Origin of the sequence: Streptomyces sp. NPDC093260 (assembly GCF_040683715.1) — a bacterium.
Classification (GTDB): Bacteria; Actinomycetota; Actinomycetes; order Streptomycetales; family Streptomycetaceae; genus Streptomyces; species Streptomyces sennicomposti.
This window is the reverse complement of sequence record NZ_JBFBEK010000007.1, coordinates 238,137-264,342: the sequence shown is the minus strand read 5'-3', so window position 1 is coordinate 264,342 and position 26,206 is coordinate 238,137. Positions and strand designations below refer to the sequence as shown.

General features: G+C 73.4%; 24 protein-coding genes and 1 pseudogene. 8 read left to right on the top strand and 17 right to left on the bottom strand.

Annotation, left to right across the window (positions count from 1 at the left end):
- Window positions 1-195: 195 nt before the first annotated feature.
- The 6 genes from AB0N63_RS12085 to AB0N63_RS12060 form a co-directional block, all read right to left on the bottom strand.
- Window positions 196-1,251, bottom strand: coding sequence for a BMP family ABC transporter substrate-binding protein (locus AB0N63_RS12085; RefSeq protein ID WP_365527531.1), 1,056 nt, complete (start codon window positions 1,249-1,251; stop codon window positions 196-198).
- Between the two features lie 550 nt (window positions 1,252-1,801).
- Complete coding sequence (locus tag AB0N63_RS12080; protein ID WP_365527627.1) at window positions 1,802-3,130, bottom strand: amidohydrolase; 1,329 nt, start codon at window positions 3,128-3,130, stop codon at window positions 1,802-1,804.
- Between the two features lie 285 nt (window positions 3,131-3,415).
- A complete protein-coding gene (locus AB0N63_RS12075) occupies window positions 3,416-4,678 on the bottom strand; it encodes a hypothetical protein (protein WP_365527528.1) in 1,263 nt (420 codons plus the stop codon).
- A gap of 54 nt (window positions 4,679-4,732) precedes the next feature.
- Window positions 4,733-5,671: an N-acetylneuraminate synthase family protein gene (locus AB0N63_RS12070; RefSeq protein ID WP_365527527.1), complete on the bottom strand. Its 939-nt coding sequence runs from the start codon at window positions 5,669-5,671 to the stop codon at window positions 4,733-4,735.
- Window positions 5,672-5,681: 10 nt separating this feature from the next.
- Entirely contained in the window at window positions 5,682-7,223 is a 1,542-nt protein-coding gene (locus AB0N63_RS12065) for an NTP transferase domain-containing protein (protein WP_365527524.1), read from the bottom strand.
- Window positions 7,224-7,288: 65 nt separating this feature from the next.
- A complete protein-coding gene (locus AB0N63_RS12060) occupies window positions 7,289-8,728 on the bottom strand; it encodes a DUF6716 putative glycosyltransferase (protein ID WP_365527522.1) in 1,440 nt (479 codons plus the stop codon).
- A 199-nt stretch (window positions 8,729-8,927) separates the two neighbouring features.
- On the opposite strand from AB0N63_RS12060, the gene AB0N63_RS12055 reads away from it, so the two are divergent.
- Together AB0N63_RS12055 and AB0N63_RS12050 are read left to right on the top strand one after the other, a co-directional pair.
- On the top strand, window positions 8,928-9,905 hold the full coding sequence (locus AB0N63_RS12055; RefSeq protein ID WP_365527519.1) for a glycosyltransferase family 2 protein: 978 nt from the start codon (window positions 8,928-8,930) through the stop codon (window positions 9,903-9,905).
- Complete coding sequence (locus AB0N63_RS12050) at window positions 9,902-11,239, top strand: alpha-2,8-polysialyltransferase family protein (protein WP_365527517.1); 1,338 nt, start codon at window positions 9,902-9,904, stop codon at window positions 11,237-11,239. The genes AB0N63_RS12055 and AB0N63_RS12050 overlap by 4 nt, the downstream gene beginning before the upstream one ends.
- 74 nt (window positions 11,240-11,313) lie before the next feature.
- On the opposite strand, the pseudogene AB0N63_RS12045 reads toward AB0N63_RS12050, so the two are convergent.
- The 3 genes and pseudogenes from AB0N63_RS12045 to AB0N63_RS12035 all read right to left on the bottom strand — a co-directional run.
- Window positions 11,314-11,451, bottom strand: a pseudogene (locus tag AB0N63_RS12045) (leucine efflux protein LeuE); the annotation flags it as partial.
- Between the two features lie 45 nt (window positions 11,452-11,496).
- On the bottom strand, window positions 11,497-11,859 hold the full coding sequence (locus AB0N63_RS12040) for a hypothetical protein (protein ID WP_365527514.1): 363 nt from the start codon (window positions 11,857-11,859) through the stop codon (window positions 11,497-11,499).
- Window positions 11,860-11,873: 14 nt separating this feature from the next.
- Window positions 11,874-13,106 carry a helix-turn-helix domain-containing protein gene (locus AB0N63_RS12035; RefSeq protein WP_365527511.1) on the bottom strand — a complete coding sequence of 411 codons (1,233 nt, stop codon included), beginning with the start codon at window positions 13,104-13,106 and terminating at the stop codon, window positions 11,874-11,876.
- Between the two features lie 163 nt (window positions 13,107-13,269).
- Between AB0N63_RS12035 and AB0N63_RS12030 the strand changes: the two genes are divergently transcribed.
- From AB0N63_RS12030 to AB0N63_RS12020, 3 genes are all read left to right on the top strand, one after another.
- Window positions 13,270-13,647 carry a hypothetical protein gene (locus AB0N63_RS12030; protein ID WP_365527510.1) on the top strand — a complete coding sequence of 126 codons (378 nt, stop codon included), beginning with the start codon at window positions 13,270-13,272 and terminating at the stop codon, window positions 13,645-13,647.
- Between the two features lie 363 nt (window positions 13,648-14,010).
- The gene (locus AB0N63_RS12025) at window positions 14,011-14,241 is read left to right on the top strand and encodes a DUF397 domain-containing protein (protein WP_365527507.1); all 231 of its coding nucleotides are present in this window, start codon (window positions 14,011-14,013) and stop codon (window positions 14,239-14,241) included.
- A gap of 78 nt (window positions 14,242-14,319) precedes the next feature.
- Complete coding sequence (locus AB0N63_RS12020; protein WP_365527504.1) at window positions 14,320-14,820, top strand: hypothetical protein; 501 nt, start codon at window positions 14,320-14,322, stop codon at window positions 14,818-14,820.
- Window positions 14,821-15,125: 305 nt separating this feature from the next.
- Here the strand turns inward: AB0N63_RS12020 and leuE are convergent, their stop codons facing one another.
- Window positions 15,126-15,779 carry a leucine efflux protein LeuE gene (leuE, locus tag AB0N63_RS12015; protein WP_365527501.1) on the bottom strand — a complete coding sequence of 218 codons (654 nt, stop codon included), beginning with the start codon at window positions 15,777-15,779 and terminating at the stop codon, window positions 15,126-15,128.
- Window positions 15,780-16,013: 234 nt separating this feature from the next.
- Window positions 16,014-17,594, bottom strand: a complete 1,581-nt coding sequence (locus tag AB0N63_RS12010) for a methylmalonyl-CoA mutase family protein (RefSeq protein WP_365527499.1) — start codon at window positions 17,592-17,594, stop codon at window positions 16,014-16,016.
- Between the two features lie 183 nt (window positions 17,595-17,777).
- Between AB0N63_RS12010 and AB0N63_RS12005 the strand changes: the two genes are divergently transcribed.
- Window positions 17,778-18,665: a L,D-transpeptidase family protein gene (locus AB0N63_RS12005; protein WP_365527497.1), complete on the top strand. Its 888-nt coding sequence runs from the start codon at window positions 17,778-17,780 to the stop codon at window positions 18,663-18,665.
- 269 nt (window positions 18,666-18,934) lie between these two features.
- On the opposite strand, the gene AB0N63_RS12000 is transcribed toward AB0N63_RS12005, so the two are convergent.
- The 6 genes from AB0N63_RS12000 to AB0N63_RS11975 all read right to left on the bottom strand — a co-directional run bounded on the left by AB0N63_RS12000 (window position 18,935) and on the right by AB0N63_RS11975 (window position 24,784).
- Window positions 18,935-20,071, bottom strand: a complete 1,137-nt coding sequence (locus tag AB0N63_RS12000) for an extensin (protein ID WP_365527494.1) — start codon at window positions 20,069-20,071, stop codon at window positions 18,935-18,937.
- On the bottom strand, window positions 20,071-20,733 hold the full coding sequence (locus tag AB0N63_RS11995; RefSeq protein ID WP_365527492.1) for an RNA polymerase sigma factor: 663 nt from the start codon (window positions 20,731-20,733) through the stop codon (window positions 20,071-20,073). Before AB0N63_RS11995 ends, AB0N63_RS12000 begins: the two co-directional genes overlap by 1 nt.
- Before the next feature lie 353 nt (window positions 20,734-21,086).
- The gene (locus tag AB0N63_RS11990) at window positions 21,087-21,701 is read right to left on the bottom strand and encodes a sigma-70 family RNA polymerase sigma factor (RefSeq protein ID WP_365527490.1); all 615 of its coding nucleotides are present in this window, start codon (window positions 21,699-21,701) and stop codon (window positions 21,087-21,089) included.
- Between the two features lie 128 nt (window positions 21,702-21,829).
- Window positions 21,830-22,222 carry a hypothetical protein gene (locus tag AB0N63_RS11985; protein WP_365527487.1) on the bottom strand — a complete coding sequence of 131 codons (393 nt, stop codon included), beginning with the start codon at window positions 22,220-22,222 and terminating at the stop codon, window positions 21,830-21,832.
- A 220-nt stretch (window positions 22,223-22,442) separates the two neighbouring features.
- Window positions 22,443-23,036 (bottom strand): hypothetical protein, encoded by a 594-nt coding sequence (locus AB0N63_RS11980; RefSeq protein ID WP_365527486.1) that lies wholly within the window; start codon window positions 23,034-23,036, stop codon window positions 22,443-22,445.
- Window positions 23,037-23,263: 227 nt separating this feature from the next.
- Window positions 23,264-24,784, bottom strand: coding sequence for a glycoside hydrolase family 20 protein (locus AB0N63_RS11975; protein ID WP_365527625.1), 1,521 nt, complete (start codon window positions 24,782-24,784; stop codon window positions 23,264-23,266).
- A 318-nt stretch (window positions 24,785-25,102) separates the two neighbouring features.
- Between AB0N63_RS11975 and AB0N63_RS11970 the strand changes: the two genes are divergently transcribed.
- Window positions 25,103-25,675, top strand: coding sequence for a 2-oxo-4-hydroxy-4-carboxy-5-ureidoimidazoline decarboxylase (locus AB0N63_RS11970; protein WP_365527622.1), 573 nt, complete (start codon window positions 25,103-25,105; stop codon window positions 25,673-25,675).
- Between the two features lie 148 nt (window positions 25,676-25,823).
- Window positions 25,824-26,204, top strand: a complete 381-nt coding sequence (gene sdhC / locus AB0N63_RS11965; RefSeq protein ID WP_009190275.1) for a succinate dehydrogenase, cytochrome b556 subunit — start codon at window positions 25,824-25,826, stop codon at window positions 26,202-26,204.
- The last annotated feature ends 2 nt before the right edge of the window (window positions 26,205-26,206 follow it).

Here is a 26,206-nt window from a genome sequence, read left to right as displayed (position 1 = left end):
GGCTGGACGCGTTGATGGCGCACTCTCCTCGGGGAAAAGGGGCTGCGTGGGGAGGGCAGGCGTCGGCGACGCTAGCGCGGCAACTCGATGCTACACGCGTAGAGTTGACACATTGTTATGGCTCGGCGAGGGGGGTGCCTGAGCGGGCGCCCCCCGCGCCGAGCCTGGGTCCGACGACCGTCCGGGACCGTCAGGTCACGGGGTGGTCTTGACCTTGGTCGAGCCGTCGACGATCTTCTTCTTCGCCGCGTCCAGCTTGGGCTGGATGTCGGTGAGGAAGCCGCCGCTGGTGGACAGCGAGACGCCCTCCTTGGCCAGCGAGTACACACTGTTGCCGGTCACCGGCTTGCCGTCGTGCACGGACTTGATGAGGTCGTAGACGCCGACGTCGACGTTCTTGACCACCGAGGTCAGGATCGAGTTCTTGTACTTCGCCAGACCCGGGATGTTGTACTGGTCCGAGTCCACGCCGATGGCCCAGGCGCCCTTGACGCCGCTGACGGCCTCGATCGCGCCGTTGCCGGAGGAGCCGGCCGCCGTGTAGATGACGTCGGCGCCCTTGTCGAGCATGCCCTGCGCGGCTTCCTTGCCCTTGTCGGGGCTGGCGAAGCCGGAGGTGTCCGAGCCGTGGGACAGGTACTGGGTGTCGACCTTGATCTTCGGGTTGGTGTCCTTGACGCCCTGGACGTAACCCGCCTCGAACTTCTTGATCAGCGGGACGTCCACACCGCCGATGAAGCCGACGTGGTCCTTCTTGGTCTTCAGCGCCGCCGCGACACCGGCGAGGTAGGAGCCCTGCTCCTCGGTGAAGGTGATGCTGTCGACGTTCTTGCCGTTCACGACCGAGTCGACGATGCCGAAGGTGGTCTTCGGGTACTTCGCGGCGACCTTGGTCAGCGAGGGGGCGTAGGCGTAACCGATGGCGACGATCGGGTTGTAACCCGCGTCCGCCAGGTCCGACAGCCGCTGCTCGCGGTCGGCCTCGGTGTCGGAGGTCTTCGCGGTCAGCTCCTTGACGGAACCGCCGAACTCCTTCTCGGCCTTGTCGGCGCCGCGCGCGGCGGAGTCGTTGAAGGACCGGTCCCCACGGCCGCCGACGTCGTAGGCGAGACCGATCTTGACACCCTTGCCGCCGTCGGAGGACGACGAGCTCGAGGCATTGTCGGAGGAGGTGCTGCCACAGGCGGTGGCAGTCAGTGCGAGTGCTGCGGAGGCGATACACGCAGCGGAAAGCTTGGCAACCCGGCGCACGGGAAGGCTCCTTCACCTGACCTGAGCGCCGTTTCGGCGCTTGATGTGAGCACCGAAAAAGTGCTCTGACCGAGTCGCCCTGGCGGCGTCGGCCTCGGCATCGTAACGCGCGTAGATGTCAGAAAAAGACCTCTTCCAAAGCCGTTATCGATTCGAGGCAAACGGCGTCTGAACGCGAGGTCCGGCGCTTGTGGGGCACGGGTTCCGCCCCCTGTGCGAAGCGCTCGCACCCGGCCTGCGGGGGCGGTGCGGCTTGGCCGGAAACGGACCGTTTCGGGGGGCGGGCGCGCTGTGGACGCAGGGCGGGTGCGCTCTGGATCCGACACCGCGTGCGCTCCGGGTCAGGGCGGGTGTGCTCCGGGTCCGGGGCGGGTGCGCCCGGGCCCCGCCGGTTCGGGGGGCGGGGCCGGCGCGGGGTGGGCGGGGCCGCCCGGTGCGGCGGGCCGGGGGTGGTGGTCAGCCGCTTCGCGGGCCGGCCCGGCGCAGGGCGCCCCGCTCGATCCGGGGGCGCCCCTGCGGCCGGGGCGGCAGTGGGCCGCGGGGGCGTCCTTCAGTGGGTCGGGTGGAGGAGGGCCGCGGCCGTGAAGAGTTCCACGCCCACCCTGATCGCGGACTCGTCCGCGTCGAAGTCGCCCTGGTGGAGGTCGCGCAGGGTGCGCTCGCCGGGGGTGCGCACGCCGAGGCGGGCCATCGCGCCGGGCACGCGTTCGAGGTACCAGGAGAAGTCCTCGCCGCCGAGGCTCTGCTCGGTGCCCTCGACGGAGGCCGCGCCACGCCGGACCGTCATGGCCGCGCGGAGCAGTTCGGTGGCCTCCGGCTCGTTGACGACCGGCGGCACCCCGCGCACGTAGTTGATCTCGGACTTGGCCTTGTGCAGGTTGGCGACCTCGTCGATGGCGGCGACCACGATGTCCGGCGCGTGCCGCCAGGCGTTGATGTCCAGGCAGCGCACCGTGCCGGCCAGTTCGGCGTGCTGCGGGATGACGTTCGGGGCGTGTCCGGACTCGATCCGGCCCCAGGTGACGGCGAGCCCGGCGCGGGTGTCGACCCGGCGGCCGACCAGGGCGGGCACGTCGGTGACGACGCGGGCGGCGGCGGTGACGAGGTCGGTCGTCAGGTGCGGGCGGGCGCTGTGCCCGCCGGGGCCGTCCAGCGAGACCTCCAGCCGGTCGCAGGCGGAGGTGATCGCGCCCTGCCGCAGCCCGATCATCCCGGCGTCCACCCGCGGGTCGCAGTGCACGGCGAGGATGCGGCCCACGCCCTTCAGCACGCCCGCCTTGATCGCCTCGGCCGCGCCGCCGGGCAGCACCTCCTCGGCCGGCTGGAACACCAGCCGCACCGGCCGGGGCAGCAGGCCCTCGCGGTGCAGGTCGGCCAGGACGAGGCCGGCGCCGAGCACCACGGTGGTGTGCACGTCGTGGCCGCAGGCGTGCGCCCGGTCGGGGACCGTGGAGCGGTACGGGCACTCGGTCTTGCTGTCCGGGATGGGCAGCGCGTCGATGTCGGCGCGCAGGGCGAGGACGCCGAGCGGGGCGGAGGCGTCCACGGCCGTGCCGTCGGCTCCCGCACCGGTCACGGCCGCCACGGCGGACCCGCCGGAGCCGTCCGCGCCGGCCGTCCCGGCGGCGGGACCGGCCGTCTCGTCGATGTCACCGATGTCGCAGACGAGTCCCGTCCCGGACGGAAGCACCCGCGGCGCCAGCCCGGCCTTCTCCAGGCGCGCCTTGATCGCGGCGGTGGTGCGGAACTCCTGGTTGCCGAGTTCCGGATGCATGTGCAGGTCGCGACGGAACGCGACGAGTTCGGCGAACAGCGCCTCCGGCAGCGTGCCGGGAAGGACGGTTTCCGCGGGGAGATCGACCTCGGACTCTGGGGACATCAGTTGCTTCACCCTCTGAAGGGTATGACGCCGGGGCGGTCAACTGACCCTCGATCAAGAAAAGTTCAGCCCGTTAGGGGAAGAAAAACCGGCCGCGGACGCATGGCGGTCTACGGGGCTGGGTACACTCGCCCGCCTTGCGCGGCCGAGCGGATCTCGGGATCCCCGGACCGGCGCACCCGCCTCGTCCCTGGCACCCGCCCCACTGTTCTTTTCTCCACGCATACCACGCTTCGCCACCGCCACGCGCGCCATGTCCGGCAACCGGGCCATCCGCGACCCAGCTCACGCCGGGGTCACCACCGCCAGGCGGTGGACGTCCCGGGCCGTGCCCGTCACCCCGGACAGGAAGCCCTGGGCGCGGGACGAGGCGGTGGCCGTGAGCCAGCTCGGGTCGATGTCGCAGACGGCGACACGCACCGGGGTGCCGGCCAGGGCGCGGGGCAGCGTGTGGACGACCGTGGAGGGGAAGCTGAGGACGGTACGGCCGATCGGGCCACGCCGGGCGATCAGCTCCAGCGGGAGGTCGGGGCGTACCACCTCCAGGCCGGTCTCCACGGCCAGCCGGTGCAGTTTGTCCGCGCTCTCGCGGCGGTGGGCGAAGTACCGGGTCGCGCCGTACGCCCCGGCGAGGGCGCGGACGGCGTCGAGGTAGCGGTCGCCGTCCACCACGCCCGTCTCGACCAGGGAGGTGCCGACCAGGTCGGCGCCGGAGGTGAGGCGGGGCGGGCCGAAGCGGGCGCGGGTCCAGGCGAAGTCGTTGCCGCCGACGAGCACGCCCTCCGGGACCTCGTCGATCGGCATGGCGGTGAACACCTCCACCCGGCGGCCCCGGTCGCTCCCGCTCCCCTGCGGGGTGAGCCGACGGCGGGCGGCGGCCGAGACGGGGGCGAACAGCAGGTCCCGGAGGCCGAGGCGGCGGCCCTTGCGGTGCCAGCGCACCAGGCGCTCGCCGCGGGCGAGCTGGGCGACGAACTCCATCGTGGCCGTGCCGTCGTCCACGACCACCAGGTCGCGGGCACGGGTGATGGTCAGCAGGAGCTGCACGTAGCGGGAGAACGGGTCGCCCATCACCACCCTCTCGGCCCGCCGCAGCAGGCGGCGCAGCCCGCCGACGGTCTTGAACGGCGCGGTGGCCCCGCCGCGCGCCTCCTCCCAGCGGACCTCGTGGCCCTCCTCCCGGGCCAGCTCGGCCATCCGCCGCAGCTGCCCGCGGGTCATCGGATCGGTCGGGGAGAGCACGACGAAGGTGATGCCCGGTACGGGGGCCGCCGCGTCGTCCGGGTCCGCGACGCCCGGCGCCCGGCGTCGCGACTGGGCCGGGATCAGCCCGCCGGGACGCCCCGCCCCACCGCCCGGTGCGGCCGCTCCGACGGGATCGGCGCCGGCATGGCGTGTCCCCCTGAGGCCCCCCGTGTCCCCCGCATCCGGGTCCCGGGCGTCACGTGGCGCGCGGTCGTCGCACGACAGGTCCTGGGTGTGGGCCCACTCCAGGACGTTGAGGAGCTGGACGGGGCTCTCGACGAAGGCGAGGGTGTGGGGGCTCATCGACGCACGACCGTTCCGTCGTAAGGGGATGTGGGGGTGCCGGCCGGGCCGGGCTCAGACCGCGACCGGCTCGCCCGCCGCGGCGGCGATCTCCGCCTCGGCGACGGCCCCGGCCACCCGGCGCAGCTTCTTCATCGGGGCCAGCTCGGAGTCGTAGACCTTCTTCACGCCGTCGCCGAGGGAGGCCTCGATCACCCGGATGTCGCGGACCAGGCGCTCCAGGCCCTGCGGCTCGACGGAGGCGGCCTGGTCGGAGCCCCACATCGCGCGGTCGAGGGTGATGTGCCGCTCGACGAAGACCGCGCCGAGGGCGACGGCGGCCAGCGTGGTCTGCAGGCCGGTCTCGTGGCCGGAGTAGCCGATCGGGACGTTCGGGTACTCCTTCTCCAGCGTGTTGATCACCCGCAGGTTCAGCTCCTCGGCCCTGGCCGGATAGGTGGACGTGGCGTGGCAGAGCAGGATGTTGTCGCTGCCGAGGACCTCCACCGCGTGACGGATCTGCCGCGGGGTGGACATGCCGGTGGAGAGGATGACCGTGCGGCCGGTGGCGCGCAGCGCGCGCAGCAGCTCGTCGTCGGTGAGGGAGGCGGAGGCCACCTTGTGGGCGGGCACGTCGAACTTCTCCAGGAAGGCGACGGCCTCGGTGTCCCACGGCGAGGCGAACCAGGCGATGCCCTTCTCCTTGCAGTGGGCGTCGATCCGGCGGTACTCCTCCTCGCCGAACTCCACGCGGTGGCGGTAGTCGATGTACGTCATCCGGCCCCAGGGAGTGTCGCGCTCGACGTTCCACTGGTCGCGCGGGGTGCAGATCTCGGGGGTGCGCTTCTGGAACTTCACGGCGTCGCAGCCGGCCGCGGCGGCCGCGTCGATCAGCTTGAGGGCGTTGTCGACGTCGCCGTTGTGGTTGATGCCGATCTCGCCGGTGATGTAGACGGGGCGTCCGGGGCCGGCCTCGCGGGCGCCGAGGGTGCGGATGCGGGAGTCGGTGCTCATGGCGGGGTCCTTACTTGCTGGTGAGGGATGCGGCGGTGGGATGGGGTCCGGTGGTGGGGCGGGGTCCGGCCGGGGTCAGCGAGGGGCCGAGGAGCCAGCCGGCGATCTCCCGGACGGCTCCCTCGCCGCCGGGGACGGTGGTGACGGCGCGGGCGGCGCCGCGTACGGCGTCGTGGGCACTGGCGACGGCCACGGGCCAGCCGACGAGGGCGAAGCAGGGCAGGTCGTTGACGTCGTTGCCGACGTAGAGCACGCGTTCGGGCGCGATGCCCTGTTCCTCGCACCACTGCTTGAGCGCGAGGTCCTTGCGGTCGATGCCGTGCAGCACGGGCAGCTTCAGCTTGCGGGCGCGGGCGGCGACGACCGGGTTCTGCTCGGTGGACAGGATCAGCAGCGGCAGGCCGCTTCTGCGCAGGGCGGCGATGCCCAGGCCGTCGCCGCGGTGCACGGAGACGAACTCGCGCCCGTCGGAGTCGATCAGCACCCGGTCGTCGGTCTGGGTGCCGTCGAAGTCGAGGACGACCGCGTCGACGTCGGCGAGCGTCGGCAGGGCGCCCCGCCGGCCGGCGTCGAGGAGGGGGGCGAGGGCGCGGGCGCGGGCCAGGTCGTGCGGATCGTCGATCTCCAGGACGCGGGCCGGGTCGGTGCGCACGAGTTCGGTGCGGCCGAAGAAGCGGTGGCGGTGCGCGCGGAAGCCGTCGGCGGTCATCGCGTAGGCGGCGCCGGTCTCCAGCAGGTCCTGGGGGCGGTCCTGGCGACGGGGGCGGACGGACTTGTCGTGGTTGACGCCGTAGCCGCCGCCGACGGCCGCGGCATCGCCCGCGAGGACATCGTCGGCGTCGCGCCAGACGAAGCCGTGGAAGGGGGCGACGGTGACGGCGGTGTCGGCGCCGTTCCCGACGATCGCGCGGGCGACCCCGTCGATGTCCTCGCGGGCGAGGAACGGGCTGGTGCACTGGACGAGGAGGACGACGTCCACGCGGGCCCCGTGCAGCGCCTCGTGGGCGTCCATGGCGTGCAGTACGGCCGCCTCGGAGGTGGCCGTGTCGCCGGCCATCGCCGCCGGACGCGTCACCACGTCGGCGCCGGCCTCGCGGGCCGCGGCGGCGATGGCGGCGTCGTCGGTGGAGACGACCACGTCCGTCACCAGGCGGGCCGCACGGCACTCGCGCACGGCCCGGGCGACCAGCGGCACGCCGCCCACGGGCGCGAGGTTCTTGGCGGGCACGCCCTTGGAGCCACCACGCGCGGGTATGACGACGAGCACCCGCGGCACGGAGGCCGCCGCCCCGGCCCCCTGGCCGACCGGCTCCGGCCGCGCCGCCGGGTCGGAGGGCACCGCGGCGCGGCGGCTGCCCGCCGGGGCGCCCGCCGCCGGGACACCTGTGGAGGGGGCGCCCGCCGAAGGGGTGTCCGCCTCCCGTCGCGCTGCGGCGGAGGGCGGCTCGGCCGGGGGACCCTCCGCCGGGATGCCCGTCTCCGGGGCGTCCGACGTGGTGCGGGCCGCTGCGGGCCCGGTCGTCGCCGAGCGGTGCGGTTCGGAGTGGGGCATGCGGGCTGCTCCTTGTCGTGGGGCCTGGGTGGCGTGCGCGGTGCGCCGCGGGGCCGGGGAGCCGGTCACAGCTCGCCCATGCGCCGGATGACGGGCGCGACGCGCTGGACGCCGTGCCGGTAGGCGCCGCGGGCGGCCCGGCGCACGATCTGCCGCACCGGGCCGGGCTCCCGCCCGGCCGCCGGGGCGCCCGGCAGCGGGGCGCCGTCGGGGCCGAGGTGGTGGCGGGCGAGGATGCCGGGCAGATAGCCGGGCGCGGTCGCCGCCGTGTAGTACGGGTCGAGGGGCGGCAGCCCGCCGGGGGCCTCGAGCAGCTCCGCGATGCGTTCGCGGGCCGCGTCGAAGGCGGTGGCGTACGCCCCTCCCCCGCCGCCGGAGGCGGCATCGGCGCAAGCACGGCCGCCCACCGCCGCGCCCCCGGCGGAGCCGCCCGCGGCCACCCCCTGTCGGGCCAGCCACTCCTCGTCGGGGACCGGGCGGTGTCCGGCGTCCAGCTGCTCCCAGGAGGCGAGGCAGCCGGAGCCGGTGAAGTGGTGGTTGCCGAGCGCCTCGCGCACCCCGAGGTCGGTGAGTACGGCGGTGGGGACACGGCGGTGCAGCGCCTCCAGCGCGGCCGTGGAGCTGACCGTGACCAGCAGGTCGGTGCGGTCCAGGACGCTGCCCATGTGACCGTAGACGAGGTGGAGGTTGGGGGGCAGGACGGTCTTCTGCGCCAGCTTCTGGTACGGCAGTTCCTCGATGTGGGTGGTGTGCTCGCCGGGCCGGGAGCGCAGCTTGAGCAGCACCTCGCGCTCGGGATGCAGCCGGGCGTGCCGGATCAGCCGCTCCAGCAGGTAGGCGCGGTCCGCGCGGCCGGCCGGGACGGAGGGCTGCGCCGCGAACACCACCGTGTACGGGTCGTTCGGCCCGGCGTAGGGCGCGCCGCCGAGAAACGGCAGCGCCACCTCGGTGACCGCCGAGGCATCCGCGCCCACCCCCTCGTACACGGCCCGGAACCGCTCCGCGTCCTGGCGGGAGTTGGCGAGGACGAGGTCCGCCCCGTGCCGCAGCAGCAGACCGTCGGCGAGCTTCTCGTAGACGACGCCGACGTAGCCGGTGACGACGACGGGCCGCCGCGCGCGCTCCCCCCACACCCGCTTCAGCCCGTGCAGCATCGCCTGCACACCGCCGCCCACCAGGGCGAGCACGAGGACGTCGTACGGCTCCTCGCCGTCGGCGTCGGCCGCCATGGCGTGCAGGAACTCGACGGCGGTCACCTCGCGCAGCGAGTCGGCGCGGACGCCGACCTCCGTCAGCTGGCGGGGGGTGGGGGTGGCTCGGCCCCGCAGGAGGTATCCGTCGAGGCGGAGGTCCGCTTCACCCGGTCCGGACGGTCCGGCCGGGTCCGCCGGGCCCTCCGGCGGGGCGGAAGCGACGCGGGACGCGGTGAGCGCGCCCCATTTCCACCGGGTGTCGGAATCCGCGAGAACGGCGACCCGCGGGGTCTTCTGCGTTCTTGCTGGCACGTCGAGAACCGTAGGAAGGCATTTCTAGGTCCGGCCCAACCCGACGGCAACAAACAGTTAACAGCACACCGCCGGACGGCGAATCAGGTCCGTTCCGGCGGTGCGCGAAACCTGGTTCACGGCATCGTCACATTCCGTTCACCCCTGGTCAAACCGCGGGTCAAGACGCGTGCGGGGACCACGCCCTAACGTCCCTCACGTGGTGAAACTCTCCGTCGTCGTGCCCTGCTACAACGTGCAGCAATATGCGCCCGACACTTTGCGCAGCCTGCGGGCGAACGCGCGCGACGATTTCGAATTCATTCTCGTCGACGACTGCTCGCGTGACGAGACACCGGACATTCTCGCGCGCGCGGCACGCGAACTGCCGGGCGCGGTGTACGTCCGCCACGAACGGAACGGAGGGCTGGCGACCGCGCGCAACACCGGGATCGACCGGGCGCGCGGCGAGTACCTGACCTTCCTGGACGGCGACGACTGGCTCGCCCCGGGCTACTACGCCCGTCTCCTCGCCGCGATCGAGGGACTGGGCTGCGACTTCGTGCGCAGCGACCACGTGCAGTGCACCGGCCGGACGCGCACGGTGCACCGGGTGCCGCACGGCCGGCGCTCGGTGGTGCTGGACCCGCGCTCGGCGATCCTGCCCGCCGACCGCTCCACCTCCGTCGACTACCCCTACGCCTGGGCCGGGATCTACCACCGCCGTCTGGTCGACCGGGGCCTGCTGCACTTCACGGACGGCCTGCGCACGGCCGAGGACCGGCCGTGGATCTGGCGGCTGCACCGGCGGGCGGAGTCCTTCGCCGTGGTGGGACTGCTCGGCGTGCACTACCGGCGCGGTGTCGCCTCCTCGCTCACGCAGATCGGCGACGTGCGCCAGCTGGACTTCCTGCGCGCCTTCGACCAGGTCGTCCGGGAGACCGCCGAGGACGCGGACGCGGACCAGCTGCTGCCCAAGGCGGTGCGCACGTACTGCGCGATCATCTCCCATCACCTGGGCACCATCGAGAGGTTCGAACCGGCAGTGGCACGGAAACTGAAGTCGCTGAGCGCGGCCGCCCTGCGGCGCATGCCGCAGGACGTCCTGGACGCGGCGCTGGACTCCATGGACGTGCAGCGCGCGACCCGGCTGCGCCGACTGCGCCGCCGCCCGGTCGCGACGGGGGCCGCCGCGTGAGGACGCAGATCTTCCTTGCCTCGACGCTGTACGGCGCCGCCACGCTCGCCGCCGCCCTCGACTCCGACCGCTTCGCGGCGGCCGGCCGGCGGATCCTGCTCGTCTGCAACAACGCGGCGACGCCCGAGACCACGGCCCCGCTGGACGAACTGCCCGGCTTCGAGCGGCTGCGGGACCGGTTCGACGAGGTGCTGTCGTGGAACGAGACCATCTCGCCCTTCCACCCCTCCGGCTGGGCGCCCCGCCCGGACGACGTACCGCTGTGGGAGCGGTATCTGCGGCTGCTGTGGGGTCTCGGCGACGACCAGGTCGAGCTGGCCGTCGAGTCGATCCAGGTCAACCCGGCCCTCGCCGTCTGCCAGATCTTCACCGGCGCCCCCGTCACCGTCTACGCCGACGGCCTGATGAGCTACGGCCCCACCCGCAACAAGATCGACCCGCTGGTCGGCACCCGGATCGACCGTCTGCTGCACCTGGACCTGGTGCCGGGACTCACGCCGGTGCTGCTCGCCGAGTTCGGCGTCGAGCCCGAACTCGTCCCCACCGACGCCTTCTCGAAGGTGCTGGCAGAACTCGGCGACACCGCACCCGGGTTGCCGGCCCTGCCGGAGGAACCGGCGCTGCTGCTCGGGCAGTACCTGGCCGCGCTCGACATCCTGACCGCCGAGGAGGAAGAGGCCCTGCACGTGCGGATGCTGCGGGGCGTGGTCGGGCTCGGGCACACCCGGGTGGTGTTCAAGCCGCACCCGTCCGCACCGGCCCGCTGGTCGCGGGCGCTGGAGCGGGAGGCCGAGCGGCTCGGCGCCGAACTGACGGTGCTCGACGCCCCGGTCCTGGCCGAGGTGCTGTACCAGCGCCTCCGTCCGGCGCTGGTCGCCGGCTGCTTCTCCACCGGGCTGTTCACCGCCGCCGCGCTGTACGGGCTGCCGGTCGCCCGTACCGGCACCGGCGCGCTGCTGGAGCGGCTGACACCGTACGAGAACAGCAACCGCGTCCCGGTGACGATCGTGGACGCGCTGCTGCCCGACCTGGACGACGGCGAGGCGGTGACCGGGCAGCGGCGGGGCATGACCGCCGGGGAGCTGACGGAGCTGGTGGAAGCGGTGTCGTTCGCGATGCAGCCGAAGATCCGCCCGGATCTGCGCCCGGCCGCCGAACGGTACCTGGCCGCACACCTCGACGGGCACACCCGCCGCTACTTCAAGCGCCGCCGCCTCACCTCGCTGGCGCTGCCCGGCGGGGTCCCGGCGCAACTGGCCTTCATACCGCGCAACGCGACGGTACGGCGGATGGCGCGGCGCGCCCGCGCACTGGGGCGCGCGGTGGGACGCTGACGGCGGCGGCGCCGGACGCGAGAGCCCCCGGGGCCGGCGCGCGGGAGGCGCGGGCCGGCCCGCGCCGCTGTCCGTTACGCGCTGGCCAGCGACAGCTTGACCGCGAACCCGAGGAACAGCGCGCCGGCCGCCGAGGTCGCCCACGCCGACAGGCGCTTGCGGCGGCGGAAGGCGGCGGCGAGCTTGGTGCCGCCGAAGATCAGGGCGCTGAGGTTCGACTCACAGCTGGGTTGTTCGCGAGCATGAATCGGTAGGCGTTAATTCAGACTTTTCTCAATGGCCTCGAAGATGCCTGAGTCCGTCTCCCTCTGCCAGTCCGGCAGATCAGGCCAATCGGCCACGTACCCCGGCTTCGGGTCCTCGAAGTGCTTGAACATCTGCGCCGTCCAACACGTCGCGACGAATCGTCCCTTCTGCTCGCGCGACAGGCGGGAGGCATGCCCGGCGCTCAGTTCGAGGAACTGACGCACCTGCTCATACACGGCGCCCGCAGCCTCACGCTCCCATTCAGGCGTCTCTTCCCACGGAGTTACGTAGCTTGGCTTCGGCTCACCAGGGAAATGCTTCCGCACTCCAGCGATCCACGCCTCGCGAAAGACTCGCGCGCCCTCGGTCGTCATGCCATCCCCTCTCGTCATGCCGTCAGGGTGCCGATCTCGGCCTTCAACTCGGCGATGTGCCGGTCGCACCCCAAGGTGCCCAGCTCGGCAGTCAGCGTCTGGAGTCTACGGGCGACGTAGCCGGACCCGGAGGCTCGCGCCAGGCGCAGGGCTTCGAATCCGTACTGCATGACCTGCTCCGAATCCTTTCGCTTGGCGCCGATGGCGGCCAGGTCGACGAGCACCGCGCCCCGCCGCCGGAAGGAATGGCCAGCGGCCAAGGGAGCGAGCTTCAGCGCGTCCTTCAGGGCGGTCTCGGCCAAGCCGAGCCGGTTGAGCTGCAAGTACCGGGCGCCCCGCTCCTCCGCCAAGCGCGAGCCATCGAAGCGCAGCCATCCGCCGTTCGCTACCTGGCCGCTCAGGCTGGCCACCTTCTCGGCCTCGTCCAAAGCCTCCTCGCAGGCGTCGAAGTCGCCGAGCCAGGCGAACGCCTCAGCCTGCACGGCTGCGGCCCAGTGCTTGGTCGCCAGGCTGCTGTCTCCGCGCAGCGCGACGCGCCGCGCGGCCCCGAGAGCGTCCGCGGCCTGCCGGTAACGGCGCTCGGAGAGGTCTACGTATGCGCTGCGGATCAGGGCGCACGCCCACAGGTCGTAGGCGCGGGCCTCCTTGCTCGCGCTGGCCGCGAGCGCGTACGAGGCGGCGGCATCGTGGTACCGGTTGGCGTCGAAGGCCAGCTCGCCCGCCAACTGGAACAGGTCGCCGGCCGCGATGCAGAGCGAGCCCGTCTGCGCCCGCCCATCGCGCAGGGCATCGTTCAAGGCGGTGAGCTGGGACTGCACCACGGGGTACACCGAGTGCTTGGCGCGGGCGAGCTGGTAGACCTGCCACAGGTGGCCATTCATGCGCCCGAAGTCGTCGGCGCCATCCGCCAGGGCCTCCACTTCGCCCGCAGGTATGGCAGCGACCGCACCGGACACCGTCAAGAGGCGCAGAAACTCGCGTCGGATCATCTCGTCTGGGTCCCCTGGGCCGTGGTGGACACCCGACGCTAACTGCGCGGGCTTCGGCAGCACCTCGGCCGGGGCGAGCAAGGCGTCGAGTTCGTCGAGGTCCATCTGTAGCACCTCGGCGACCTTGGGCCGCTGGGGAGGCTGGGGCCTGGATTTGCCCGTCTCCCACCGGCCTACTGTGCGCCGGTCGACGCCTACCGCTTCGGCGAACCCCTCTTGGGTGAGGCCCAGAGCCCTACGCCTGTTGGCGATGCTCATGCAGGCCCCCTTCCCCGGGACTTGCAGCTCTCAATCATGGCGCCTGTCCCATGTCCCAGAGATGTCCCAACACTGACCCATGAACGCCGTGGTCCGCACGCCTTTCGCGCGGAACGCTGGTCTCCGTCCGGTGAAACCGCCGTCAGCCAGCGAGGGACACGCCGTGAAGACCGAGACGAGCAGATTCGAAGTGACGAGGGCGACCGAAGACGGCGTACCGATCGACGTCGAGCTGATCACGGACAGCACCGACGCGGCCCTCGCCATGAGGCTAGGCACCTCGACCCGCGAGGACATCAACGCCAGGACACCGGCCCTGATCGGGCACCTGCAACTCCTCCTCGGCGAGGAGCTGGGCGCCGACGAGGACGAGCTGGTGATGGCCCAGTTTCGCAAGGCGTACAAGGTGCTCGACCTGAAGAACCGCCCCAGTGCGGAGGCACCGGTCTTCACGGCCTACGTCTTCATGCGCGAGGTCGCCGACCTGACGCGCCGACTGCTGTGTATCTACACCCATAGGAGCGGGACCGGTGCAGCGTGAGCTCCAAGGTGCAGCAGGTCATGTACGTGATCGCCCTGCTCGGACTCATGGCCGCTCTGGCGGCCGGGATCTTCACCGATCGCAAGGTAGGCACAGGCGCCCGCTCGGCTGGCGTCAGCGGATCTTCCAGGGGCTCATGATCCTCGCCTCTGTATCGGTCATGGCCGGCTACTGGCGACTGACCACCTGAACATCCGTCCCCGAGGTGACTCCCCGGTCGTTCCCCCACGGCCACACCCCTCCGGAGCGGAGCCAAGCGCCCACCCCAGCCAGGAACTGGAAGGCCGGGCCGGGGTGGGTCGGCAAGTGCACCACGGCGCGGAGACCGCATCTCCGCATCGCAGCACCAGAGAGGACTACCCGATGGACAGCAACCTCTACACCCTCCCGGCGGACGGCATCGAGACGACGAACTTCTGCGGAGGCCCCTGCACCGAGGGCTGCGTCGACTTCGCCGCGATCCCCGGCGCCGCCGACTCCTTCATGGTCCGCGACTCCAAGCCCGAGGGCGCCGGCAAGGAACTGCGGTTCACCGCAGCCGAGCTCGACGACTTCGCCCTCGGCTGGGTGAAGAACCGCGGCCTCACCGCCTGACCCTGCTAAACCTCTCATCCCTGGCGGGTCGTCCTACGCGCATCAGGGCGGCCCGCCCTCCCCTCTCGGAAGGCGCGCATGAGCTGGACAGGACACTTCCACGGCTACGGCCCGTGGATCGGATCGCCCGACAGCTACCACCGGGAAGGTGACCGGCGGCCTCCGCATCCTGACCCCCCTGCTCCTCCCGCCTCGGACGAGGACAAGGTGGCCATCCGCATCCTTCAGCGGTACCGCGAAGTGATGGCCGAGTTCCCGACCTCGAACCTGCCGCCCATGATGTCCGGGCACTGGCTGATGAAGCGGAACCAGGCGGCCCATGAGCGCACCTGGACGGATGCCACAGCGGCTCTCGACTGGATGGTCAAGCACTTTCTTGACAACCCCCCGATGCAGCGCGAGGACGGGCGTCAGGCGTACGCGAGCCTGGACACGAGACGCGAATACGTGCTGGATGTCCTGCCGGTCGGCGTGGACGTGAGCTGGGTGTACTACAACCGGCCGGGCAACATCGTCTCGCTCAACCTGGTGTGCTGCCCGAACCGTCACCACCCCGACCCTACGTGCCCGCTCGCGTAACGGCCGTCCACCCGACGAGTATGGAACTGACCCGAGTGCTCGTCCAAGCACAAGCGAAGTAACGAGCGGCTGACCAAGTTGGCCAAGCGGGCCGGTGTCACCCTCTGAGCACCGTCACGGTGATCGGCTGCCGCTTCCGCCTACTCGGCCTACCGCCCAGAGCCGCGAACGGGGTGACGGCAGGCTCCTTGGGCTCCTTCTGGAGCCTCTCGGACATGCCCAGGGCCTAGTGCCCGCTGCTGATCCTGGGGGCTCATGCGGGCGAACACGGCCGCAACATCGTCAAGGTGAGACATACCAGCCCCCTACGCGCTGGCCAGCGACAGCTTGACCGCGAACCCGAGGAACAGCGCGCCGGCCGCCGAGGTCGCCCACGCCGACAGGCGCTTGCGGCGGCGGAAGGCGGCGGCGAGCTTGGTGCCACCGAAGATCAGGGCGCTGAGGTAGAGGAAGCTGGCGAGCTGCGCGAAGGCGCCGAGGACGACGAAGGACACGGCCGGGTAGGCGTAGCCCGGGTCCACGAACTGGACGAAGAAGGCCACGAAGAACAAGATCGCCTTGGGGTTGAACAGGCTGACCACGAAGGCGCGGCGGTAGGGCCGCTCGTCGGTGGCCGCGGGGGCGGTGACCGCCTCCGCCACGGACCGCTCGCGCCGCGTCCGCCACATCGACCAGGCGGCCCGCAGCATCCCGACGGCGAGCCAGGTGAGATAGCCGGCGCCGGCGTACTTCACGATCCCGAACAGCACGTCGTTCGCCTGGAGCAGGGAGGCGACCCCGGCGGCCGAGAGGGTCATCAGCACGGTGTCCCCGCACCAGACGCCGGCAGCGGCGGTGTAGCCGGCCCGTACGCCGCGCCGCGCGGCCACGGAGAGCACGTACAGCGAGTTGGGGCCGGGGAGCAGGACGATGAGGACGAGGCCCGCCAGATAGGTGGGGAGATCGATGACGCCGAACATGGCAGGGAGTGTCGCACGCGAGTGCGACACCGCGGGAGGGGGTTTCGCGAGGCGAGACGCGGCGCGGGGCGGCGGGTCAGCCGTCGCCGCCGAGGAGGGAGTCGGGCCTCGCCCAGGGGCGGCTCCTGCTGCGGTACGGCCATGGCGTCCTCCTTTCGGGGCACACTCTCGACGAGAGCAACCGGCGGCGGGCGATCTCCGCCCCCGCTCCCTCATGCGAGGGATGACCGCGGCTCAGAAGGCATCCGCGGGAACGTAACTCCCCCACACCTCCCGCAGCGCCCCGCACACCTCGCCCACGGTGGCGCGGGCGCGCAGGGCCTCCTTCATGGGGTAGAGGACGTTGTCCTCGCCCCCGGCGGCCTTCTTCAGGGCGGCGAGGGCGGCCTCGACCGCCGGGCCGTCGCGTCCGGCGCGCAGGACGGCCAGGCGTTCGGCCTGCCGTGCCTCGATCGCCGGATCGACGCGCAGCGGCTCGTACGGCTCCTCCTCGTCCAGCCGGAAGCGGTTGACGCCGACGACGACCCGCTCGCCGGAGTCGGTCTCCTGCGCGACGCGGTAGGCGCTGCGCTCGATCTCGCCCTTCTGGAAGCCCCGCTCGATCGCGGCGACCGCGCCCCCGAGGTCCTCGACCCTGCCCATCAGCTCCAGCGCGGCGGCCTCGACCCGGTCGGTCAGCGTCTCGACGGCGTAGGAGCCGGCGAACGGGTCGACGGTGGCCGTCACGTCCGTCTCGTGGGCGAGGACCTGCTGGGTGCGCAGGGCGAGGCGGGCGCTCTTGTCGGTGGGCAGCGCGATCGCCTCGTCGAAGGAGTTGGTGTGCAGCGACTGGGTGCCGCCGAGGACGGCCGCCAGCGCCTGGACGGCGACGCGGACCAGGTTCACCTCGGGTTGCTGCGCGGTCAGCTGCACGCCCGCCGTCTGGGTGTGGAAGCGCAGCGTCCACGACTTGGGGTCGCGCGCGCCGAACTCCTCCTTCATGACGCGGGCCCAGATGCGGCGGGCGGCCCGGAACTTGGCGACCTCCTCCAGCAGCGTGGTGCGGGCGACGAAGAAGAAGGACAGCCGGGGCGCGAAGTCGTCCACGTCCATGCCGGCCGCGACCGCCGTGCGGACGTACTCGATGCCGTCGGCGAGGGTGAACGCGATCTCCTGCACGGGCGAGGCGCCCGCCTCCGCCATGTGGTAGCCGGAGATCGAGATGGTGTTCCACTTGGGCAGCTCGGCCCGGCAGTACCGGAAGACGTCCGCGGTCAGCCGCAGCGACGGCTTGGGCGGGAAGATGTACGTGCCGCGCGCGATGTACTCCTTGAGCACGTCGTTCTGGACGGTGCCCGTGAGCCGGTCGGCCGGGACGCCCTGCTCCTCGGCGACCAGCTGGTACAGCAGGAGCAGCAGCGCGGCGGGCGCGTTGATCGTCATGGACGTGGAGACCCGGTCCAGCGGGATGCCGTCGAACAGCACCCGCATGTCGTCGATCGAGTCGATCGCCACGCCGACCTTGCCGACCTCGCCGTGCGCGAGGGGCGCGTCGGAGTCGTGGCCCATCTGGGTGGGCAGGTCGAAGGCGACGGACAGGCCCGTGGTGCCGTGCGCGATGAGCTGCCGGTAGCGGGCGTTGGACTCGGCGGCCGTGCCGAAGCCCGCGTACTGGCGCATGGTCCAGGGACGGCCGGTGTACATCGTCGGGTACACCCCGCGGGTGAACGGGTACGCGCCGGGCTCGCCCAGCTTCCCGGCCGGGTCCCAGCCGGCGAGCGCGTCCGGGCCGTAGACCGGCTCGATGGGCAGTCCCGACTCCGACTCGCGCGCCATGGCGTGCCTCCGCGTCCTGGGGTCGGGGGGACGCACCCACCGGCCGGTTCCCGTCTCTCTCCGATTCCCCCCTTTCCCCGTGGTTCACCGCCGCTCACTCATGGGGAGGAATCCGGTGGACGACCGAAGCGGCGGCGGTCGCGGCGCGCGGGCGCCGGACGCCGGGGAGACTGCGGGGGCGGTATGCGGATCGTTGGGGGCGTGGGGAGGGCGGGCGCCGCGGCGGCCGCGGTGCTGGCGCTGCTGGCGGTGGCCGGCTGCGAGGTGCGGGACACGGGGGCGGGGGTGGGCACGGGCGCCGGTTCCGACGGCCGGCACCGCTCACCGGCGGGCACGCGGAGTTGGCCCGGCGGCGACGACCGGCCGGGGAAGGGGAACGGCGGCGGGAGCGCCAAGGGCGCGGCGGCGGGCCGGACCACCGCGCCTGACGCGCCGCCCGCGCGCGTGCTGTGGTCGCGCGGCGACAGCGGCCGGTCCGTCCGCGCACTCCAGGCCCGGCTGCGGCAGATCGCCTGGCTGTCCGAGGCGCCGACCGGGACGTACGGCCCGCTGACGGAGCGGGCCGTGCGGGGCTTCCAGAGCAGGCGCGGGCTGCCCGCGACGGGCCGGACGGACACGGTGACCTGGCGGCGGCTTGTGGCCATGACGCACGCGCCCGGCACCTGGGAGATGTATCCGATGGGCGGTCAGCCGGCCGGCGCGCCGGACGCGCGCTGTCTGACCGGGCGGGTGCTGTGCATCGACAAGACCAGCCGGACGCTGCGCTGGATGATCGACGGACGGACGCTGTCCACGATGGCGGTGCGGTTCGGCACGCAGTACACGCCCACCCGGGAGGGCGAGTTCCAGGTCTACTGGAAGTCCCGCCACCATGTGTCGACGATCTACCACACGGCGATGCCGTACGCGATGTTCTTCAGCGGCGGGCAGGCCGTGCACTACTCCTCCGACTTCGCGGCCCGGGGCTACACGGGCGGCTCGCACGGCTGCGTCAACGTCCGGGACGAGGCGGCGATCGCACGGACGTTCGCCCAGGTGAGGGTGGGCGACAAGGTCGTCGTGCACCGGTGAGGGGCGGCGCGGCGGCCGGGCGCCCCGCGCGGGGACGGATTCGGGGCGCGGGCGGGACCGGGGGAACGTGTCCCGCCCGCGCCAGGTGCACGAGCCGTGGGTACGGGGGGAACCCCGGCTCTGTGCGAGGGCCGATGACCAGTCGGCTCACTCATTACTGCGCCGCGCCGCGCGAAAACGTCACACCTCGTGCGAAGAATTTTTGACGGTCGAGAAAACCGCAGGTCACAGCGGTGGGGCGAGGTGAGCCTGACACGCCGCGGGGGTGATCACCCGGAGCCGTCGGAGGGACGGGGCGCCGAGGCCGCAGGCGTGGCCGCCGTCCGTCCGGGGAGTCTGGGGAGCAGCCGGCTCAGGGGCGGGGCCGTGACGTCCCGCGTCCGGGGCGTTCCGATCCCCGGGTGATCGTCACGGGGATGTCCCTCGTCGTCGCCCTGGCCGTCGTCACCGCCCCGGCCGTCGCCGCCGTGGTGGCCGCGGCCGCTCCCCCGGTCCTCGCCGCCGCCCTGTCCGGAACCGCCGCCGTCCTCGTCCGTGCCCCGGCCGAGGACACCGCCACGGCCCGAGGCACGGTCGTGGAGCGCCTTGAGGATGCCGTCGCAGTACGTGTACACGCGCGAGGGTCCGCCGGCCGCCCCGTCCAGGGCGCGCTTGCGGACGGTGTTCAGGCCCTTGCCGTCGCGCAGGTCGCGGCAGGCCAGGGCCAGCGAGTCGCGGCGCGCGCCGGACCCGTCACCCCGTCCGCCGGTCGCGCCGGGGACGGCGTCGTGGCCGGGGGGCTCGGCGCCGCCACGGGCCGTGTCGTCGTGTCCGCCGCCGGACGAGCCCGCCGTGGCCGGGCCGGTGGCCGGTGTGTCCGGGGTGCCGTCCGCGGAGGGGGTGGCGGCCGGGCGGCCGGGCGTGGGGCCGGTGGAGACGGACGCCGCGGGGGCCGGGTCGCCGCCGAACGGGGTCGGCAGCACGCCCGTCGTGGCCGCCGCGGCGACGCCGCCCACGGCGCCGACGGCCAGCGCTGCGGACAGGGCGAGCCGGACGGGACGCCACCGGCGGGTGCGGCGGGGCGCGCCGGGCCGCGGCTGCGGACGGGTCCGCCCGCGCGGCCGGGACCACGCGCCGATCCGGACGAGCCCGGCGTCGGCCCCGCGCGCCGGGTCCTGTCCGGCCGCGGCGCGGGCGTCGGCGCGCTCCGCCGCCGCCTTGCGGAAGGCGGCCAGGGCGGCGGCCTCGCCGGGGAGTTCGGCGGTGGGCGAGTGGTCGGCGTACGGCTCGGCGGCCAGGGCGTCCAGCGCGCGGGCGAGTCGTTCGGCCCGCTCGCGGGCGGTCACGTCGACGGTGTCCAGGGACTCCCCGCGCAGCAGTCGCTCCGCCGTCTCGGGGTCCAGCCACCTGTCCTGCTCGTCGGCCATCACATGTCCTTCTGCGTCCGGGCGCGCGTATGCGTCACACCGGCGGACGTCACCGCACGGCCCCTCGGTTGCCTCGGCGGCGGCATCGCGCCGAGCGCGTCGACGGATTCCGGATCGTCGCCGAGCAGTTCCGCGAGCCGTTTCAGGCCCCGGTGCGCCGCCGTGCGGACGGCGCCCGGCCGCTTGCCCAGCGTCTCGGCGGCGGTCTTCGCGTCCAGGCCCACCACCACGCGCAACACCACGGCCTCGGCCTGGTCCTGGGGCAGGCTGGCGATCAGCGAGAGGGTGCGGCCGGTGGCCAGGGACTCGAACGCCTCGCCCGCGGTGTCGCTGTCGGCGGCCTTGCCGGCGAGTTCCGTTTCGTCGCCGCCGACGGCCGGGCGACGGCCGCGCATCCGGATGTGGTCGAGGGCGCGGTTGCGGGCTATCCGGGCGGCCCAGCCGCGGAACCGGTCCGCGTCGCCGCTGAAGCGCGGCAGGTCGCGGGCTATCTGGAGCCATGCCTCGGACGCGACGTCCTCGGCGTCCGGCTCCCCGACCAGCGTGCGTACGTATCCGAGCAGTCGCGGGTGCACGGCACGGTACACAGTCCGGAACGCGGTCTCGTCCCCGTCCTGTGCCGCGAGCACCGCGGCGGTCAGCTCCGCGTCGTCCCCCAGCACCCCGTGGTGCCCTTCCTTGCGCCTGGACCGGCGCCGCTCGCGCGGACCGGGTTCTCGCCGTCGTGGTTCCTCAATGGACGGTCGCGGTGTTCGAGGCCGCAGTCGCCGCAGTCGCCGCAGGTGATCGCGGGGAACAGTGCCCGCCGCGCCTCGGCGCGCCACCGCACGTTACGACCTGGAACCGTCTTACGTCCATGACCGTACAACGTGCAACTAACCGTTTCCGGGGTGAGGTGTGACGCAAAACGCACACCCGGCGCTGTAGGAAGTACGGGCCGCCGCGCGGCCCGTGCCGCGCGACGGCCGGGGCCTCTCCTGTGGGGGGTGGCGGCCCCGGCCGTTGCCACGGTCGGCTACGCGTCCTCTTCGCGGCCCTCGCCCGCGCCCTCCGCCGCGTCGGCGGCGAGGTGTTCGGCCAGCCGTCGCAGGCCCCGGTGGGCGGCGGTGCGGACCGCGCCCGGCCGTTTGCCGAGGACGCGGGCGGCGGACGGGCCGTCCAGGCCCACGACGACCCGCAGCAGCACGGCCTCCGCCTGGTCGCGGGGCAGCCGGCGGACCAGGGCGAGGGCGCGTGCGGTGGTGATGGCCTCCATGGCCTGGTCGTGGGTGCTGTCCGGGCCGGGCAGCTCCAGCTCCTCCGGTTCCAGCGCCGCGCTGCGCGGCCGGGAGCGCCGGCGGCGCAGATGGTCCAGCGCCCGGTGCCGGGCGATGGTCGCCGTCCAGCCGCGGAAGCCCGCCCCGTCGCCCTGGAAGCGCCCCAGGTCGCGTGCCGTCTCCAGCCAGGCGTCGGCGGCCACGTCCTCGGCGTCGTCGCCGACGAGCGTGCGCAGGTAGGCCAGGAGGCCGGGGTGGACGAGCCGGTAGGCCACCGCGAAGGCGGCCTCGTCGCCGTCCTTGGCCCGCGCGACGGCCGCGCCGAGTTCGGCGTCGTACGCCTGCGCGCGGCGGGCGTCCCCTCCCTGGCCCAAGAACCGTCCTCGTCCGTAGCGAGTCCTCGCGTGGGCGCGCCCGGATGCCCGGCGTGCGCACGCCCCCCCAAGGCGATCAGCGCCGCGGCCGGCGGAAGTGTCACAGCCCGCGAGGCCGCCGCGGCCGGTCAGCCGCTGCCCGGGCCCAGCGCCTCCCGGCACAGCAGCCGCAGCGAACCGTGGCCGCCGAAGCAGCGCCGGGCCTCGTCGATGGGGTCCCAGAACCGTCCGTCCGCGGTGCGCACCCAGTGCTCGCCGCCGGTCGCCCACCACGCGGCGCCGCCCTCCCGGACGATCACCTCGCCGGCGTACGCGCCGAAGCCGCGCAGCGCGCTCTCCACGGCGGCGTACGGCGTGCGTTCGCGGCGTATCTCCTCGATCACCCGGTCCACCCGCCACAGACTGCGCACCGAGTAGTCCAGGCGCAGCCGGGCGCCCTCCCGCATCGCCGCCACGGTGTCCGCCGCCCAGCGCGCCGGGCGGGCGGCGGCGTGCGGCCTGGTCTGCTGCCGGTTCGTCACTTGCTGCGCTGTCACATAGGGGTGAGCGCTGTACAGGCCCGTAGCGTCACGCGATTCCGGCCGCTTTCGGCGACCCGCCCAGGACCCGCCCACCATGACCGCAGGACGCACACAGGATCGTCGCGGTACGGGGGCGCGGGCACGCCGCGGTATCACCGGCCGCCCGCCGCCCGCACCCGCCGCGCTCACCGCCGGTGGGGCGCGCCGCGCGGGCCGCGCCTCACACCCGGCCCCGTGCCCGGCGGGAGACCACCGCGCGCAGGACGCGGCGGCCCTCGGTGGAGACGGCCAGGGCCCGGCTCAGGCCGGCGCCCGCGGGGCCGGGGGCGGCGAGGAGTTCCAGGACGGCGGTCTGACGGCGCAGCTCCGCCGCCGCCAGCGGGGGCATGCCGTCCGTGCGGCCCTCGCGCCGGGAGTCGACCGGGGCGGGGTCCTCGGCCGGGTCGAGGAGCCGGTGGATGCACAGGGAGGCGACCGAGCAGACGTCGGCCCACTCCCGCACCCCGGCGGCGGACGGGGCGGGCGGGGCCGCACCGAGCATCCGGCGGGCCAGCAGCGCGGCCTCGTCCTCGACGGCCATGTCCGGACCGGCCGCCGCGAGCACGGCGCGCACCCGCTCCAGACGGTCGGCCCAGCCGTCACCAAAGACGTTGCCGGACCCGCCGCCGCGGGCCCCGTCCGCCAGGGCGCCCCACAGCGGGCGCAGCACCTCGTCGTCGCCGCCGAGCAGCGGAACGCACCGATCCAAACAAGCCAGCCCGCTCGCGGCCAGGCTCCGCTCGTCGGCCCGCGCGATCAGTTCCACCAGGCTCATGCACGCCTCCCCGCCAGGACCCCGGCCGCTGCGAAGGCCGCGGTCACCAGTGCCGCACGCGCGGCCGCCCCGTAGTGTCACACGCCGATCACACCCAGTCGAGGGTGCGGCGGGAGAAAGATTCCGGCCAAGTGCGTGCCGCACCGGCGCCGTGGCCGCGCACAGCACGGCGCGCGGGCCGGGTGGCCCGCGCGCCGGGGAGCGGTCGCCGCGTTCGCGGCCGGAGGTCAGCCCAGGCGGTCCGCCAGGGCCTCGAAGTCCGGCCAGGACAGGGCCGGCTTGCGGGAGTCCCACAGCTTCTGCGCCGTCGCCCGCAGCGGCATCCGGATGCCCGCGGCCACCTGGTCCTGGGTCTGCGCGTTCGCCAGGTCGCACCAGACCGCGAAGGAGCCGCCGAGGATCTGCGCGTCGTAGCGGGCGGGGACCGCCGCCGGGCCGCGCAGCACCCGCGGGGTCCACTGCTCGTAGATGCGCTGCCCGGTCGGGTAGACGAAGGTCTGCGGCTCGCCGAGGACGTAGTACAGGAACTCGTCGTTGTAGTTGATCACCTCGCGGCCCGCGCTCAGATAGGCGTCCGGCTGCCGGGCGCCGATCTCCTTGCCCGTCCAGTACGCGACCTCGATGTCCCGCCCCGGCTGGACGGAGGTGTTCCGGAAGAAGCCGTCGTTCCAGGCGCGAGGGGCGCGGTCGTGCTTCCGGACCGTGGCGGAGCGGTCGTTCAGCCAGCCGGTGGTGAGGTCGGCGACGGTGCCTCCGGAGCCGTAGGCCCTGCGCGCGGCGGCGGCCAGCTGCGGGTAGGACGCCTGCGGGTCGCGCACGGTCAGCGCCTGGTACTCGTCGCCGCCGAGGTTCCAGTAGCCGCCGGGGAAGACGTCCGCGAACTCGTTGAGCAGGTCGTCCACGATCTCGGCCGCGCCCGGCTCGGAGATGTCCACGGCGCCCCTGGTGGCCACGCCCTGGGCGTTGCGCAGCTGGAGACCGGGGTGCGCGGCGATGACCGCGCCCAGGTGGCCGGGCGAGTCGATCTCCGGCACGACGGTGATGTGCCGGGCGGCGGCGAGGTCCACGATCCGCTTGACCTGCGCCTTGGTGAGGTGGTTCGCGGAGACGATCTCGGGGTGGGTGTCGGACTGGATGCGGAAGGACTGGTCGTCGGAGAAGTGCAGCCCCAGCTCGTTGTACTTCAGGTCGCCCAGTTCCCGTATTCGGTCCTCGATCCACTCGGCCGTGAACGGCTTGCGGGCGATGTCCAGCATGAGGCCGCGGCGCGGTTTGGCCGGCGCGTCCTCCACCACGCCCTCGGGCGCGGTCCCGCCGCCGTGCACCTCCTGCTTGAGGGTGCGGGTGCCGTAGAAGACGCCCGCGTCCGTGGGGCCGCTGATGGTGACGCCGCCGCCGCGCACGGTCATGGTGTACGACTCGGGGCCGCCCGCGCCGCCGCCCAGGGCCAGCCGTACGTCGCCGGGGCGGGTGTCCTTCTGCTCACCCGCGTAGGTCAGGCCCAGCTCGCCCGCCGTCAGCCGGCCCTCGTCGGCCAGGGACGGGTCGGCCACCACGACCCGCTCGCCGCGGGCGGGCCGCCAGCCGGGGCCGCGGGCGGCGGTGTGGGCCCGCACGGCCGGGATCGTGCGCGGCGCCCGGGAGAGGGGGTAGGTCCGGGTCGGACTCGCCGAGGCCGGGGACGAGGGGGCCTCGGGGGCGCTGCGCGCCGGTCCCGCCGGCGACCCGTCGCCGCCGAAGGCCCACATCCCGAGGCCGGCGCCGAGCCCGGCCGTGACCACTAACGCCCCGGCCAGGACGCGCCCGCGCCGCGGCTTTCGCGCCGCAGACCGGCGCCGCCTGTGCTGACTCACCCCGCCAACCTAAGGCCTATGCGGAGGGGCCGCGTCCACCGGACGTTCCCAAACTCGGCCGTCCGGGTGAAATCCAGGAATGCGGCGGACACGTCATGATCATTCCCGATAACGTAACCGCACAGCTCTCCCCCGCACCCCCGCCGCCACCCACGGAACGCCCCTCCCGGGCGCGCCCATCCCAGCCGAGGACCCACGCTGCCCGCGCAGACCCTGGAGCACTTCAACACCGCCCCGCCCGACGAGGCCCGCCGCACCCTCCTGACCTGCCTGCACAGCACCCGCTGGGCCCACCGCCTCACCGCCCACCGCCCCTACCCCGACCTGCCCGCCCTGCTGGCGGCAGCGGACGAGGCGGCCTACGACCTGGGCCCGGCCGACCTGACGGAGGCGCTGGCGGCGGAGCGTCTGCCCGTCCTGCCCGCACAGACCTACGCGGCCGCCACCATGGCCCTGAGCGCGGCCGCCGCGGCCTACGAGGCCCGATTCGGACACACGTTCGTCATCTGCGTCGACGGCGTGGCCCCCGCCGAGACCCTCGACCGGGTGCTGGCGGCGATCCGGTCACGATTGGCGAACGATCCGGAGGACGAACGGGTGGCGACGGCGGACGAACTCCGCCGCCTGGCCAGGCAACGGCTGGGCGAGCTGCTCAGGGGCGCGGCGCCGAACCCGTCGGCGGCCCCGCCGCGGGGCGCGGTCGACCCCCGCGGACCCGCACCCGGCGCACGGCAGAAGGCCCCTTCCCGGCAGCCGCCCGCCGCTGATCCGTCCGTGCACGTTTGAGTGCCAGTTTGATCACACCGGCAGGCCCCCTGCAAAGCTCGCGGCAACGCCTCGCTACGATGCTGGGGGCCGGTGGACCGTACCCGGCCGGGCCCGACCGACAGTGAAGCCGGCGCGGCCCTAGTCCCCGCTCCCGGAGGGTTCTTCCGTGCCGGCTGGAACGCTGTACCGCGGACGGGAAGGAATGTGGTCCTGGGTGGCTCACCGAGTCACCGGCGTCCTCATCTTCTTCTTCCTGTTCGTCCACGTGCTGGACACCGCACTCGTCCGCGTGTCTCCCGAGGACTACGACAAGGTCGTGTCCACGTACAAGACCCCGATCGTCGCGTGCCTGGAGTACGGCCTCGTCGCCGCCATCCTCTTCCACGCGCTCAACGGCCTTCGTGTCATCGCCGTCGACTTCTGGGCCAAGGGCGCCCGCTACCAGAAGCAGATGCTCTGGACCGTCGTAGGCGTCTGGGTCGTGCTCATGATCGGGGCGATCTACCCCGTCCTCGGCCACGCCGCTCGAGTCGTCTTCGGGAGCTGACG

What these genes read in the sequence shown, in the direction of transcription:
- AB0N63_RS12025 (WP_365527507.1), top strand. Translation starts at nt 14,011, where the DNA reads ATGGACAGCAACCTCTACACCCTCCCGGCGGACGGCATCGAGACGACG.
- AB0N63_RS12075 (WP_365527528.1), bottom strand. Translation starts at nt 4,678, where the DNA reads ATGAGCCCCCACACCCTCGCCTTCGTCGAGAGCCCCGTCCAGCTCCTC.
- AB0N63_RS12020 (WP_365527504.1), top strand. Translation starts at nt 14,320, where the DNA reads ATGAGCTGGACAGGACACTTCCACGGCTACGGCCCGTGGATCGGATCG.
- AB0N63_RS12005 (WP_365527497.1), top strand. Translation starts at nt 17,778, where the DNA reads ATGCGGATCGTTGGGGGCGTGGGGAGGGCGGGCGCCGCGGCGGCCGCG.
- leuE (WP_365527501.1), bottom strand. Translation starts at nt 15,779, where the DNA reads ATGTTCGGCGTCATCGATCTCCCCACCTATCTGGCGGGCCTCGTCCTC.
- AB0N63_RS11980 (WP_365527486.1), bottom strand. Translation starts at nt 23,036, where the DNA reads ATGAGCCTGGTGGAACTGATCGCGCGGGCCGACGAGCGGAGCCTGGCC.
- AB0N63_RS12080 (WP_365527627.1), bottom strand. Translation starts at nt 3,130, where the DNA reads ATGTCCCCAGAGTCCGAGGTCGATCTCCCCGCGGAAACCGTCCTTCCC.
- AB0N63_RS12000 (WP_365527494.1), bottom strand. Translation starts at nt 20,071, where the DNA reads ATGGCCGACGAGCAGGACAGGTGGCTGGACCCCGAGACGGCGGAGCGA.
- AB0N63_RS12010 (WP_365527499.1), bottom strand. Translation starts at nt 17,594, where the DNA reads ATGGCGCGCGAGTCGGAGTCGGGACTGCCCATCGAGCCGGTCTACGGC.
- AB0N63_RS12065 (WP_365527524.1), bottom strand. Translation starts at nt 7,223, where the DNA reads ATGCCCCACTCCGAACCGCACCGCTCGGCGACGACCGGGCCCGCAGCG.
- AB0N63_RS12070 (WP_365527527.1), bottom strand. Translation starts at nt 5,671, where the DNA reads ATGAGCACCGACTCCCGCATCCGCACCCTCGGCGCCCGCGAGGCCGGC.
- AB0N63_RS11975 (WP_365527625.1), bottom strand. Translation starts at nt 24,784, where the DNA reads ATGTGGGCCTTCGGCGGCGACGGGTCGCCGGCGGGACCGGCGCGCAGC.
- AB0N63_RS12035 (WP_365527511.1), bottom strand. Translation starts at nt 13,106, where the DNA reads ATGAGCATCGCCAACAGGCGTAGGGCTCTGGGCCTCACCCAAGAGGGG.
- AB0N63_RS12040 (WP_365527514.1), bottom strand. Translation starts at nt 11,859, where the DNA reads ATGACGACCGAGGGCGCGCGAGTCTTTCGCGAGGCGTGGATCGCTGGA.